Origin of the sequence: Streptomyces sp. NPDC012827 (assembly GCF_042900905.1) — a bacterium.
GTDB classification, from domain to species: domain Bacteria; phylum Actinomycetota; class Actinomycetes; order Streptomycetales; family Streptomycetaceae; genus Streptomyces; species Streptomyces gulbargensis.
On record NZ_JBIBBY010000008.1, the window covers coordinates 157210 to 170464 of the forward strand.

Sequence of the window (13255 nt, forward strand, 5' to 3'; positions counted from 1 at the left end):
GGAGGGCGCCGGCGCCCCGAGCCGGCCGACGCCCGCGGGCAGGGCGGAAGGTGACGGCGCACCAGTCGACGGAGTGTCAGCGCAGGTGGGCGGCGATGGTCCGCGCGCAGTCCAGGGACTCGCTGTGCGTGGTGTCGACCTCCAGGTCGTACACGACGCCCCGGTGGACCGACTCCGCCTGCGCGGCAGCCATGCCCTCGGGCCGGTCGCCGCGCGCGATCTCGCGGGCGGCGGCGACCTCACCGGCGCAGCGGACGCCGACCCACAGGACGTCCAGGCCGGCGAGGGCGGTGCGCCACCGTTCCTGCGACTCGGTCCCGCCGAGGAAGACGTCGTCCACGACGACCCGGGCGCCGGCCCGGGCCATCGCCGCGACCCCCTCCCGCCAGGCCGCCTCCAGCTCCCGGAACGCCGGCCCGACGTGTACGGCGCCGTCGTCGGCGAACCCGATGCCCGCGTCGCCCAGCCGCAGGGAAGCGGGGAGCGAGTCGACGAAGGCGTCGATCGCCGCGGACAGCCAGGGGTCCGGCAGCACCGCCTGGAGACACCGGACGAGGCCGGACTTACCGGAGCTGGAGCCGCCGTTCAACACGATCACCTGGGTCGTCACGGCGCCACCCTAAGGTCCTTGACCAGGGCGTACCCAACGGTTTTCCGGTCCGGGGGAGGTGCGGGGCGATGAGGCGGGGCACGTCGTCGCGGCCGGTGGGCAACTCCCCTCCCCCGCGCGGCGACGCACCGGCGGGCCGGGCCGTGGCCCCGGGGGCCGACAGCGCCCGGGCCGTCGGCCCCGGAGCCGTCCGGGGCGGTGGCCCCACGGCCGCACCTCGTTTCCTCACGGCCGCCGCCCTCCAGGCCCCCGCCTCACCCCAGCAGCCCTCCGCTCGCCGCCTCCAGGACCCCCGCCACGCGGTCCCAGGTCTCCTCGTCCCGCGCCACGGGCGGCAGCGGTTCGCCCGCGCCCGTGCCCCAGGCGCCCGCCAGGGCCACCGGGTCCTCGCCGGTGGCCGCGGCGGCGGCCAGGGCTGCGGCGCCGAGGGCGACGAGTTCACCCGCCGCCGGGACGACGAGCGGGCGGCCGGAGAGGCGGCGGACGGTCTCGGTCCAGGCACGGCCGCGGGCGCCGCCGCCGATCAGGCGCAGGGGGCGGTCGCGTACCGCCGGGTCGGCCGGGTCGAGGCCGCAGGCGGCGAGGAGGCCGTCGAGGGCGCGGAGCACCGTGAAGACGGCTCCCTCGTAGGCGGCGCCGAGGATCGCTCGCGGGTCCGTGGTGTGGCGGAGGCCGGTGACGAGCCCGGAGGCGTGGGGCAGGTCGGGGGTGCGCTCGCCGTCGAGGTACGGGAGGACGACCGCGCCGCCGCCGGGGCGGGCGTCCTCGCGGTCGAGACCGAGGAGGGTGGCGAACCGGTCGACCGCGAGCGTGCAGTTGAGGGTGCAGGCGAGCGGGAGGTACGTCCCGTCGGCGGCGGCGAATCCGGCGAGCGCGGGGTCGGGGCCCGCGGGACGGCTCCGGGTGGCGGCGAAGACGGTGCCGGAGGTGCCGAGGCTCACGACGGGGTGGTCGAGCAGGCCGGCGCCGCCGAGGCCGAGGCCGACGGCCGCGGCCATGTTGTCGCCGGTGCCGGCGGCGACCACGACGGTCCGGGGCAGGCCGAGGGCTTCGGCGGCGGCCGGGGTGAGGGTGCCGGCGGGCGTGGCGCCGGTCGGGGCGACGGCGGGCAGCAGGGCCCGGTCCAGGCCGAGGAGGTCGAGGATCGCGGGGTCGTAGGCGCGGTCGTCGGTGCGGTACCAGCAGGTTCCGGAGGCGTCGCCTGGGTCGGTGAGTGCCGTGCCGGTGAGGCGTTCGGTGAGGTGGTCGTGCGGGAGGCGGACGCCGGTGGCGGCCTCGGCGACGGCGGGCTCGTGTGCGCGGAGCCACTGCCACTTGGCGGCGGTCATGGAGGCGACGGGGACGGAGCCGGTCCTGGCCTGCCAGGCGGCCGGGCCGCCGAGGCGGGTGGCCAGGGCGGCGGCCTGCGGTGCGGAGCGGGTGTCGTTCCACAGGAGGGCGGGCCGGGCGGGCCGGCCGCCGGGACCGAGGACGACGAGGCCGTGCTGCTGTCCGGCCACGGCCAGGCCGGTGACCGCGGAGGCGGGGACGCCGGCGTCCCGTACCGCCGCGCGGACCGCCGTGCCGAGGGCGGTCCACCACTCCTCGGGGTCCGTCTCGCGGGCGCCGCCGCTGCCGGTGACGGTGTGCGGCGCCCGGGCGAGGGCGAGGAGCTCGCCGGTGCCGGCGTCGACGGCGGCGGCCTTGGTGGACTGCGTGGAGCTGTCCACGCCGATCACGACGGAGCGGCTCGGGGACACGCTCTCACCTCATCTCTTCTCTTCGTCGGGCCCGGGTCGGTGGTGTGCGGTCCGGTGCGGCGTCCGGGTGGCCTGCCGCCGGTCGGGCGCCGGGTCTGGCGCCGGGGGCACCGCGTGGGGTAGGACTGGTGACCGGATTAGTTATCGCAGAAAACAAATCGGGCCGCCAGTACCCGGCGCCCCTGACGACTTCGCAGAGGACACACCATGCCGGAGCGTTTCTCCCCCACCCCCGAGGACCGATTCACCTTCGGCCTGTGGACCGTCGGCTGGCAGGGCCGCGATCCCTTCGGGGACGCCACCCGCCCCGCCCTGGACCCGGTCGAGACGGTCGAGCGGCTGGCCGCCCTCGGCGCGTACGGCGTCACCTTCCATGACGACGACCTCATCCCCTTCGGCGCCACGGACACCGAACGCGCCACGGCCGTCAAGCGCTTCCGGGCCGCGCTGGACCGCACGGGCCTCAAGGTCCCCATGGCCACCACCAACCTCTTCACGCATCCCGTCTTCAAGGACGGCGCCTTCACGGCGAACGACCGGGACGTGCGCCGCTTCGCGCTGCGCAAGACGATCCGCAACATCGACCTGGCCGTGGAGCTCGGCGCGACGGTGTACGTGGCGTGGGGCGGCCGCGAGGGCGCGGAGTCGGGCGCGGCCAAGGACGTGCGGGTGGCGCTGGACCGGATGAAGGAGGCGTTCGACCTGCTCGGCCAGCACGTCACCGAGCAGGGGTACGACCTGCGGTTCGCGATCGAGCCCAAGCCGAACGAGCCGCGCGGTGACATCCTGCTGCCCACCGTCGGGCACGCGCTGGCCTTCATCGAGCGGCTGGAGCGGCCGGAGCTGGTCGGGGTCAACCCGGAGACCGGGCACGAGCAGATGGCCGGGCTGAACTTCCCGCACGGCATCGCGCAGGCGCTGTGGGCGGGCAAACTGTTCCACATCGACCTGAACGGCCAGTCGGGCATCAAGTACGACCAGGACTTCCGCTTCGGCGCCGGTGATCTGCGCCAGGCCTTCTGGCTCGTCGACCTCCTGGAGGACGCCGGTTACACCGGCCCCCGCCACTTCGACTTCAAGCCGGTGCGGACCGACGGGACCGACGGGGTGTGGGAGTCCGCGAAGAACTGCATGCGGAACTACCTGATCCTCAAGGAGCGCGCCGCCGCCTTCCGCGCCGACCCGCGGGTCGTGGCGGCGCTGGCCGCGTCCCGGCTGCCGGAGCTGGCCGTGCCCACCGCCGCCGACGGTCTGGCCGCGCTGCTCGCGGACCCGACCGCGTACGAGACCTTCGACGTGGAAGCGGCGGCCGCGCGTTCCATGGCCTTCGAGCACCTCGACCAGCTGGCCCTGGAGCACCTGCTCGGCGTCGCCTGAGGCCCCCTCCGGGAGGTCAGCCGTACCGTCGTCGTCGATGCGCCGGCTCGTCGCGCGGACGCGGCCCCTGCGACACTACCTACCGCGGGGGCGCCGGATGGGCCCGGGACCGTGCCGCCGCCCGACCGGAGCCGTCGTCCCCGAGGAACTGCTGATGCGCGTCGCCCTCTTCGTCACCTGCGTCAACGACGCCGTGTTCCCGGCGACGGGCGTGGCGACGGTCCGGCTCCTGGAGCGGCTGGGGGTCACGGTGGAATTCCCCGCGGCCCAGAGCTGCTGCGGGCAGCCGCAGTTCAACACCGGATACCGGCGGGAGACGGAACCGCTGGTGCGGCGCACCGTGCGGGCCTTCGCCGGGTACGAGCACGTGGTGGTCCCCTCGGGGTCCTGCGCGGCGATGGTCCGCCACCACTATCCGCCGTTCGGGCCACGGGCGGCGGAACTGGCCCCCCGCGTGTACGAGTTGACGGAGTTCCTGGTCGACGTCCTGGGGGTGACGGACGTGGGCGCGTACTTCCCGCACCGGGTGACGTACCACCCGTCCTGCCACGGTCTGCGGCTCCTCGGGCTCGGGGAGCGGCCGCGCCGGCTCCTGGAGGCGGTGAAGGGACTGGACCTGGTGGAACTGCCGGGCGCCGAGGAGTGCTGCGGCTTCGGCGGAACCTTCGCGGTGAAGAACCCGGACGTCTCCGCCGCGATGGGGGCGGACAAGCTGACGAACGCCCTGGCGACCGGTGCCGGCGTGCTGTGCGGCGCGGACAATTCCTGTCTGCTGCACCTGGGCGGCATGGCGAGCCGTCGGGGCGCGCCGCTGCGGACGGTGCACCTGGCGGAGATCCTGGCGAGCACGGAAGAGGAGCCCTGGCGGTGAGCGGAACCTTCGTCGGCATGCCGGCGTTCCCGGAGGCGGCGCGGGCGGCGGTCGGTGATCCGACGCTGCGCGCCAATCTGCGGCACGCGACGCACACGATCCGCGACAAGCGGGCGCGGGCGGTGGCCGAGCTGGACGACTGGGCGGAGCTACGCGAGGCGGGCCGGCGGATCAAGGACCGGACACTCCGTCACCTCGACACGTACCTCCTCCAGTTGGAGGAGGCGGTGACGGCGGCGGGCGGGACGGTGCACTGGGCGGCCGACGCGGCGGAGGCGAACGGGATCGTCACCGCCCTGGTACGCGCCACCGGGGAGACGGAGGTCGTCAAGGTCAAGTCGATGGCCACGCAGGAGATCGGGCTCAACGAACACCTGGCGGCGGAGGGGATCTCCGCGTACGAGACGGATCTGGCGGAGCTGATCGTGCAGCTCGGCGAGGACCGCCCCTCGCACATCCTGGTGCCGGCCATCCACCGCAACCGGGGGGAGATCCGGGACATCTTCCGCGCGCGGATGGGCGCCTGGGGGCGGCCGGCGCCGGACGGCCTTGGGGACGCGCCGGCCGAGCTGGCGGAGGCGGCACGGCTGCATCTGCGGGAGAAGTTCCTGCGGGCGAAGGTCGGGATCTCGGGGGCCAACTTCATGGTGGCCGAGACCGGCACCCTCGTCGTGGTGGAGTCGGAGGGCAACGGGCGGATGTGCCTGACCCTGCCGGAGACCCTGATCTCCGTGGTCGGCATCGAAAAGGTGGTGCCGACCTGGCGGGACCTGGAGGTGTTCCTGCAGACCCTGCCGCGTTCCTCGACGGCCGAGCGCATGAACCCGTACACGAGCATGTGGACGGGGACGGCGGACGGCGACGGGCCGCGCGCCTTCCATCTGGTGCTGCTGGACAACGGGCGCACCGCCGCGCTCGCCGACGAGGTGGGGCGGCAGGCACTGCGCTGCATCCGCTGTTCGGCCTGTCTCAACGTGTGCCCGGTGTACGAGCGGGCCGGCGGGCACGCGTACGGTTCGGTCTACCCGGGCCCGATCGGCGCCGTCCTCACTCCGCAGCTGCGCGGTACCGCGAGCGCGGTCGACGCCTCGCTGCCGTACGCCTCCTCGCTCTGCGGCGCCTGCTACGACGTGTGCCCGGTCGCCATCGACATCCCCGGGATCCTGGTCCACCTGCGGCAGCGGGTGGCGGAGGAGGGCGGGAAGGGGCACCGGCTGGAGAAGGCGGCGGTCCGGGCCGCGTCCTGGCTGCTCGACCGTCCCGCGGCGCTCGTGGCGGGCGAGCGGCTGGCGTCCGCGAGCCGTGCCGTGCTGCCGAAGACGCTGCCCGGGCCGGGGGTCGGCCGCTGGACCGAGCACCGGGACCTGCCCGAACTGCCCGCCGAACCGTTCCGCGACTGGTGGAGGAAGAACCGCGCATGACGTCCCCGTCCTCCTCACGCGAGCGGATCCTCGCCCGGGTGAGGGCCGCCGTCGCCGGCTCGCCGGAGGCCCCGCCGGCCGTCCGCGACTACCGTACGAGCCACAGCGCCGCCGATCCGGCGGCGCTGCTCGACCTGCTGCACGAGAATCTGGCCGACTACCGCGCCCGGGTGCACCGCACCGGGCCCGGAGGGCTCGCGGAGCTGATCGGACGGGTCCTCGCCGAGCGCGGCGCCCGCAGTGTCGCCGTACCGCCCGGCCTGCCCGCCGCCTGGCTCGCGCGGACGACGGCACAGCTGCGGACGGACGGGCCGCCGCCGCTCGCACCGGCGCAACTGGACGCCACGGACGCGGTGGTGACGGGATGCGCCCTGGCCGTCGCCGAGACCGGCACCATCGTCCTGGACGGCGGTCCGGGGCAGGGCCGGCGGGCCCTCACGCTCGTGCCCGACCTCCACCTGTGCGTGGTGCGGGCCCCGGAGCAGGTGGTGGCCTCCGTGCCGCTCGCACTGCCCCGGCTCGACCCGGCGCGCCCGCTCACCTGGATCTCCGGCCCGTCCGCGACGAGCGACATCGAACTGGACCGGGTGGAAGGGGTGCACGGCCCCCGGACGCTGGAAGTGGTCCTGGTGACGGAGGGCTGAGGAGCGGGTTCCGTCCGGGACCGGGTCAGGCCGATTCCCGCCGGACGAGCGCGGTCGGCAGGATGACCGCCGACGGCTCCTCTCCGGCGATCCGGGCGAGGAGCATGCGCACCATCTCGGCACTGATCCGGTCCCACGGCTGGCGGATCGTGGTCAGGGCGGGCCGGGAGGAGAGCGCCGCCGGGGAGTCGTCGAAGCCGCCGACGGCGATGTCCTCGGGGACCCGGCGGCCGGCGCGGGCCAGGGTGTCGAGGACGCCCTGCGCCATCAGGTCGGAGGCGACGAAGACGGCGTCGATGTCGGGGGCGCGTTCCAGGAGGACGCGGGCGGCCTCCTCGCCGCTGGCCCTGCTGTAGTCGCCGGTGGCGATCAGCGCCTCGTCGGCCGGCAGGCCGCACTCGGCGAGGGTCTCCCGGTAACCGGCGAGGCGCTCGACCCCGCCGGGCGTGTCGAGGGGGCCGCCGACGGTGGCGATCCGGCGCCGCCCGGAGGCGTACAGGTGACGCACCATGTCGCGGGCGCCCTCGCGGTCGTCGGCCGCGACGTAGCCGATGCGGGCGGTCTGCCCGAGCGGCTTGCCGCAGGCGACGACGGGGACTCCGGCCTCGTGGAGGCGGGTGACGACGGGGTCCCCGGAGTGGCTGGAGACGAGGAGGACGCCGTCGACGTGACCGGCCTCGATGTAGCGGAGGTTGCGGCGGCGTTCGTCCTCGGTGCCCGCGATCATGAGGATGAGCGGGATGTCGCGGTCGGCGAGGGCCTGGGTGCAGGCGCGCAGGAGGACGTTGAAGTTGGGGTCCTCGAAGAAGCGCTCCTGCGGTTCGGTCAGGAGGAAGGCGACCGAGTCGGACCGGCCGGTGATCAGGGAGCGGGCGTGCCGGTTGACCACGTACCCGGTCCTGCGGATGGCGGCTTCGACGGCGGCCTTGGCGGTGGGGCTGACGTAGTGGCCGCCGTTGAGGACACGGGAGACGGTGCCGCGCGAGACGCCCGCCTCGCGGGCCACGTCGTGGATGGTGGCCGGGCGGCGCCTGCTCGCTGCTGTGCTCATGCTGTGTGGTTCCCCTCGATCCCCTGTGTTCAGGACTTTACGGCGCCGGAGAGCAGGTCGAGGCTCCAGAAGCGCTGGATGACGAGGAAGAGGGCGATGAGCGGGGCGATGGCCAGGAGCGCGCCGGTGATGACCAGGGTGTAGAGGGCGGGCTGGGAGGCGCCCTGCTTGAGGAGGGTGAACAGGCCGACGGTCATGGGGAACTTCTCGTCGTCGCCGAGCATGATGAAGGGCAGCAGGAAGTTGTTCCAGATGGCGACGAACTGGAAGAGGAAGATCGTCACCAGGCCCGGGGAGAGCATCGGGACGGCGATCCTCAGGAAGATCCGCCACTCGCCGGCGCCGTCCATGCGGCCCGCCTCGACGAGTTCCATGGGGATGGCGGCCTCGGCGTAGACGCGGCCGAGGTAGACGCCGTACGGGGAGAGGATCAGCGGCAGCAGCACCGAGGCGTAGGTGCCGGTGAGGCCGGCCTCGGCCAGCAGCAGGTACTGCGGGATGGCGAGGATGACCGGCGGCATGAGGACGCCGGTGAGCATGACGTTGAAGAAGGCTTCGCGGCCGGGGAAGCGGTAGACGGCGAGGGCGTAGCCGGCGAGCGCGGAGACGGCGGTGGACAGGACGGCGCCGAGGCCCGCGTACAGCACGGAGTTGAGCATCCAGCGCCAGTAGATGCCGTCGCGGTAGGCGGTGAGGTCGGTGACGTTGTCGCCGAGGCCGGTGCCGGGCAGGAAGGTGAAGGTGGAGAAGAGCTCGTCGCCCGGTTTGGTGGCGGCGACGAGGACCCAGGCGACGGGCAGCAGGCAGTAGAGGGCGCCGAGGACGAGGGCCGCGGTGGGGAGCAGCGCGGTGCGGCGGGGGCCCCGGGTGCCCGCGCCGGCGGCGGGGAGCGGGTCCTGGGCGACGCCGGGGGCCGTCGTACGCGTCGAGGGGGCGGTGAGTCCGGTCATCGGCCGGCTCCTCGTGCGGTGCGGCGGCTGGAGGCGCGGAGGAGGGCGAACGAGAGCACGAAGGTGGCGAGGGCGAGGATCACGGCGGTGGCGGACGCGGCGTGGATGTTCCCGCCGGTGAAGGCGTCGTTGTAGACCTTCATCAGTGGACTCCAGGTGGAGGGGATGCCGTTGGTGAGCGGCCGGAGCGTGGTGGGTTCGTTGAAGACCTGGAGGGTGGCGATGACCGAGAAGAAGAAGGTGAGCACCAGGGAGGGCGCCACCATCGGGATCTTGATGCGCAGGGCGATCTGGAACTCGGAGCACCCGTCCAGCTTGGCCGCCTCGTGGATCTCGGGGGGCAGGGAGCGCAGCGCCGTGTAGATGACGATCATGTTGAAGCCGGTGCCGCCCCAGACGGCGATGTTGGCCATGGCGAGGTAGAGGGGGCCGCCGTCCATCAGGTCGGGCCGTGGAAGGCCGAGCCGGTCCAGGAGGAAGTGGAAGGGGCTGACGTCCGGGAGGTAGAGGAAGCCCCAGAGGACGGCGGCGATGACGCCGGGGACGGCGTACGGGAGGAAGATCGCGAGCCGGGCGAAGGAGCGGGCCCGGACGCGCTCGGAGTCGAGCAGGAGCGCGAAGATCAGGGCGAGGCCGAGCATGACGGGGACGACGAGGGCGCCGTAGCCGAGGACGCGCAGGGCGCCGGCGGTGAACTCGGGGTCGGTGAGGGCGGAGGTGTAGTTCTCCAGGCCGGCGAAGACCTCCGACTTGGCGCCCTTGCCGAGACCGAGCCCCTTGATCTCGGTCTTGTGGAAGCTGAGGCGGATCGCGTAGCCGATGGGCAGGGCGAAGAAGAGGACGAAGAGGACGGCGGCGGGAAGGAGGAAGCCGTACGGGGCCGCCTTGACCCCGTACGACCGGCGCACGCCCCGGGCGGGCTGCGTCACGGGGCGACCTCGAAGCCCTGCTTGCGCAGATCGGCGACGGTGGTGTTCCGGACGCCGGCGAGGGCGGTGCCGAAGGCGGCCCGCGTCCGGGCCTTGGCGGCCTTGCCGAACTCGTCCTTGAAGGAGGTGTAGGCGACGTTCACGTTCGGGCCCCAGGCGGCCGGGGCGGTGGTCTTCGCGATCTCGGCGGCGCGGGTGTAGAAGTCCGGCTGGTTGCCGAAGAAGTCGGGGGCCTGGGCGAGGGCGCCGCTGGTCTGGGCGGCGGTGGCGGCGGGATAGATGCCGCTCTCCTTGACGAGGGCGGCGAGGGCCTTGGGGTCGGTGTTCAGCCAGACGGCGAACTTGGCGGCGGCCTCCTTGTGCGGGGAGTCGGAGGTGACGGCGGTGGAGGAGCCGCCCCAGCTGCCGGTGGCGGAGGCGCCGCGGGTCCACTGCGGCAGGGGGGCCATGGCCCACTTGCCCTTGGTGGCGGGGGCGGCGGTGGTCAGGGTGCCCGGGGCCCAGACGGCGGAGACCCAGGCGATCTGCTCGCCGGTGTTGAGGGCCTTGTTCCAGGCGGGGGTGTACATGGGCTGGTTGTCGATGGCGCCCTCGGCGACCAGGCCGCCCCAGAAGTCGGCGACCTTCCGGGTGGCGGGGTCGTCGATGCCGACCTTCCAGGTGTCGCCCTCGAAGGTCCACCACCGGGCGCCGGCCTGCTGGGCGAGTCCGGCGAAGAGGCCGGCGTCGTTGGCGGAGAAGGTGGTCAGGGCCTTGTCGGGGGCCTTCTCCTTCAGGGCGCGGGCGGTGGCGGCGAACTCGTCCCAGGTGGTGGGTACGGTCAGGCCGTACTGCCGGAAGAGGTCGGCGCGGTAGAAGAACATCATCGGGCCGGAGTCCTGCGGCAGGGCGTAGACGGCCTCGCCGCCGAAAGTGGTCTGCTGCCAGACGCCGGGGGCGAACTTGTCCTCGACGCCCCGGGTCTCCTTCGCGATGTCGGCGAGGGCGTCGTTGCTCACGAGGGTCGGGAGGGCCTGGTACTCGGCCTGGACCAGGTCGGGGCCCTCGTGGGCCTTGGCCGCGGTGATGATCTTGGTGACCAGGTCGTCGCCGGAGGCCTGCTTCTGCACCGTGACCCGGATGTCGGGGTGTTCGGCGTTCCAGAGGGCGGCGACCTTGTCCATGCCGGGCGCCCAGGCCCAGTAGGTGAGTTCGACCGGGCCGGATCCGGCGCCTTCCCCGCCGCCGGAACCGGAGCCGCAGGCGGTGAGCGCGGTGGCGCCGAGCAGAACGGCGGTGGCGGCGGCGAGAGCGCGGCGCGTGATGTGGGGCATGGGTGGGTTCTCCCTGACCGAAAGGGGCCTCTCCTTCGGACGGAGAGGCCGACCATGCGTCTGTGAGCGTTCACAGTAGAGAAACGTTCCAGACACTTGTCAATGGTTGTTCCTGTGCGGTTATGTTGCGTTGTCACATCGAGATCTGGTGTGTGCACGTTCCCATGTGCGGGAACTCTTCAGCCCCGTCCGAGGTTTCAGGAGAGACTCATGCCGCAGACCACTCCCAAGGGCCTGCACCGGCTCGCGTTCGGCGGGGACTACAACCCCGAACAGTGGCCGGAAAGCGTCTGGCAGGAGGACGTCCGGCTCATGCGCGAGGCCGGCGTCACCATGGTGAGCGTCGGAATCTTCTCCTGGGCCCTCCTCGAACCCGAGCGCGGCCGGTACGACTTCGGCTGGCTCGACCGGCTCCTCGACCTCCTGCACGAGCACGGCATCCGCGTCGACCTCGGCACCCCCACGGTCGCCCCGCCCGCCTGGTTCTACCGCCTCCACCCCGAGGCGCTGCCGGTCACCGCCGAGGGAGTGCGGTACTCCCACGGCTCACGCGGGGCCATCTGTCACAGCTCCCCCGCCTACCGCGCCGCCGCCGCCGGCATCACCACCGAGCTGGCCCGCCGCTACGGCGGCCACCCGGCGCTCGCCCTCTGGCACGTCCACAACGAGTACGGCGTGCCCGTCAGCGCCTGCTACTGCGACAGCTGCGCCGCCCACTTCCGCCGCTGGCTCGACCGGACGTACGGCTCCGTCGAGGCCGTCAACGAGGCCTGGGGCACCGCCTTCTGGGGTCAGCGCTACGGCTCGTACGAGGAGATCGACCCGCCGCGCGCCACCCCGACCGCCGGCAATCCGGCCCAGCGGCTCGACTACCGCCGCTTCGCCGACGCGACCCTGCTGGAGAACTTCCGGATGGAACGCGACATCCTGCACGGTCTGGCACCCGGCATCCCGGTCACCACCAACTTCATGACCGCGCTCAGCCAGTGCGACTCCGTCGACTACTGGACCTGGGGCCGCGAGGTCGACCTCGTCACCAACGACCACTACCTGATCACCGACGGCCGCCGCACCCACGTCAACCTGGCGATGGCCGCCGACCTCACCCGCTCGGTCGCGGGCGGCGCCCCCTGGCTGCTCCTGGAGCACTCCACGTCGGGGGTGAACTGGCAGGCCCGCAACCCGGCCAAGCGGCCCGGCGAGATGGCCCGCAACTCCCTGGCCCATGTGGCCCGGGGCTCGGAGGGCGCGATGTTCTTCCAGTGGCGCCAGTCCCGGCGCGGCGCCGAGAAGTTCCACTCGGCGATGGTCCCGCACGGCGGCACCGACACCCGGGTCTGGCGGGAGGTCGTCGCCCTCGGCGCCGGCCTCGACGCGCTCGCCGAGCTGCGCGGCACCCGTACCGTCCCGGACGTCGCCATGCTCTGGGACTGGCACTCCTGGTGGGCGCAGGGCCTCGACTGGCGGCCGAGCGAGGCCCACGACGCCCGCGAGCGGGCCGACAGCTTCTACGAGACGCTGTACGACCGGCACCTGACCGTCGACTTCGCCCACCCGGAGTCCGACCTGTCGGCCTACCCGCTGGTCGTCGTGCCCGCGCTCTACCTGACGACGGAGGCCGCCGGGGCCAACCTCCGCGCCTACGTGGAGAACGGCGGCACGCTCGTCGTCTCGTACTTCTCCGGGATCGTCGACGAGCACGACGCCGTTCACCCGGGCGCCTACCCGGGCGCCCTGCGCGACGTCCTCGGCCTCACCGTGGAGGAGTGGTCCCCGCTCCTGGACGACCAGCGCGTCCGGATCACCGGTCCCGGCGGCGCCTCGCTCACCGGTGACGTGTGGACCGAGTTCGTCGTGCCGCGCGGCGCGCAGACCGTGTGGTCGTACGCGGACGGGCCCGCCGCCGGCCGGCCCGCCGTGACCCGGCACCGGCTCGGGCGCGGCACCGCCTGGTACGTCTCCACCCGGCTCGACGCTGCCTCGCTGGACGCGATCGTGGCGGCCGCCTGCGAGGACGCCGGGGTGCCCGGCCGTCCGGGCCTGCCGCGCGACGTGGAGGTCGTGCGCCGCGCCGGTCCCGGGGGCCACTACCTCTTCGCGCTCAACCACTCCCCCGAGGACGCCGAGGTGCCGCTGGACGGACCCGGAACCGGCACCGGTACGGAGCTGCTCGGCGGGGCGCCGGTGAGCGGCGGGCTCGCCGTCCCGGCCGGAGCCGTGCGCGTCGTGCGCCTCGACGGCTGACGCCCGCCCACGCCCCGCTCCCCGCCCCCTGATCTCCCCGGGGGCGGCCGCGTCGCCGCGCCGCCCCCGGGTGAGCCGCCCCACCGCACGACGGCACCACCGCACC

At 73.7% G+C, this 13255-nt stretch carries 11 protein-coding genes; 5 read left to right on the forward strand and 6 right to left on the reverse strand.

Annotated features, from left to right (window positions below; genetic code table 11):
* Positions 1-76: 76 nt before the first annotated feature.
* Both cpt and xylB read right to left on the reverse strand, forming a co-directional pair.
* Complete coding sequence (cpt, locus tag ACFY60_RS19345; protein WP_388611962.1) at positions 77-610, reverse strand: chloramphenicol phosphotransferase CPT; 534 nt, start codon at positions 608-610, stop codon at positions 77-79.
* Positions 611-864: 254 nt separating this feature from the next.
* A complete protein-coding gene (xylB, locus tag ACFY60_RS19350) occupies positions 865-2349 on the reverse strand; it encodes a xylulokinase (RefSeq protein WP_388611963.1) in 1485 nt (494 codons plus the stop codon).
* 207 nt (positions 2350-2556) lie between these two features.
* Between xylB and xylA the strand changes: the two genes are divergently transcribed.
* The 4 genes from xylA (at position 2557) to ACFY60_RS19370 (ending at position 6662) form a co-directional block, all read left to right on the forward strand.
* Positions 2557-3726 carry a xylose isomerase gene (gene xylA, locus ACFY60_RS19355; RefSeq protein WP_388611964.1) on the forward strand — a complete coding sequence of 390 codons (1170 nt, stop codon included), beginning with the start codon at positions 2557-2559 and terminating at the stop codon, positions 3724-3726.
* A 154-nt stretch (positions 3727-3880) separates the two neighbouring features.
* Complete coding sequence (locus ACFY60_RS19360) at positions 3881-4597, forward strand: (Fe-S)-binding protein (RefSeq protein ID WP_388611965.1); 717 nt, start codon at positions 3881-3883, stop codon at positions 4595-4597.
* A complete protein-coding gene (locus ACFY60_RS19365; RefSeq protein ID WP_388611966.1) occupies positions 4594-6018 on the forward strand; it encodes a lactate utilization protein B in 1425 nt (474 codons plus the stop codon). Before ACFY60_RS19360 ends, ACFY60_RS19365 begins: the two co-directional genes overlap by 4 nt.
* Positions 6015-6662, forward strand: a complete 648-nt coding sequence (locus ACFY60_RS19370) for a lactate utilization protein C (RefSeq protein WP_388611967.1) — start codon at positions 6015-6017, stop codon at positions 6660-6662. Before ACFY60_RS19365 ends, ACFY60_RS19370 begins: the two co-directional genes overlap by 4 nt.
* Before the next feature lie 25 nt (positions 6663-6687).
* Here ACFY60_RS19370 and ACFY60_RS19375 read toward each other — a convergent pair whose 3' ends face one another.
* From ACFY60_RS19375 to ACFY60_RS19390, 4 genes are read right to left on the reverse strand one after another with little or no spacing between them, the layout of a single operon-like run.
* Positions 6688-7713, reverse strand: coding sequence for a LacI family DNA-binding transcriptional regulator (locus ACFY60_RS19375; protein ID WP_388611968.1), 1026 nt, complete (start codon positions 7711-7713; stop codon positions 6688-6690).
* Positions 7714-7742: 29 nt separating this feature from the next.
* Positions 7743-8663: a carbohydrate ABC transporter permease gene (locus ACFY60_RS19380; RefSeq protein WP_388611969.1), complete on the reverse strand. Its 921-nt coding sequence runs from the start codon at positions 8661-8663 to the stop codon at positions 7743-7745.
* Positions 8660-9592: a carbohydrate ABC transporter permease gene (locus ACFY60_RS19385; protein ID WP_388611970.1), complete on the reverse strand. Its 933-nt coding sequence runs from the start codon at positions 9590-9592 to the stop codon at positions 8660-8662. The genes ACFY60_RS19380 and ACFY60_RS19385 overlap by 4 nt, the downstream gene beginning before the upstream one ends.
* A complete protein-coding gene (locus ACFY60_RS19390; RefSeq protein WP_388611971.1) occupies positions 9589-10905 on the reverse strand; it encodes an ABC transporter substrate-binding protein in 1317 nt (438 codons plus the stop codon). Before ACFY60_RS19390 ends, ACFY60_RS19385 begins: the two co-directional genes overlap by 4 nt.
* Before the next feature lie 210 nt (positions 10906-11115).
* On the opposite strand from ACFY60_RS19390, the gene ACFY60_RS19395 reads away from it, so the two are divergent.
* Entirely contained in the window at positions 11116-13149 is a 2034-nt protein-coding gene (locus ACFY60_RS19395) for a beta-galactosidase (RefSeq protein WP_388611972.1), read from the forward strand.
* Positions 13150-13255 lie beyond the last annotated feature (106 nt).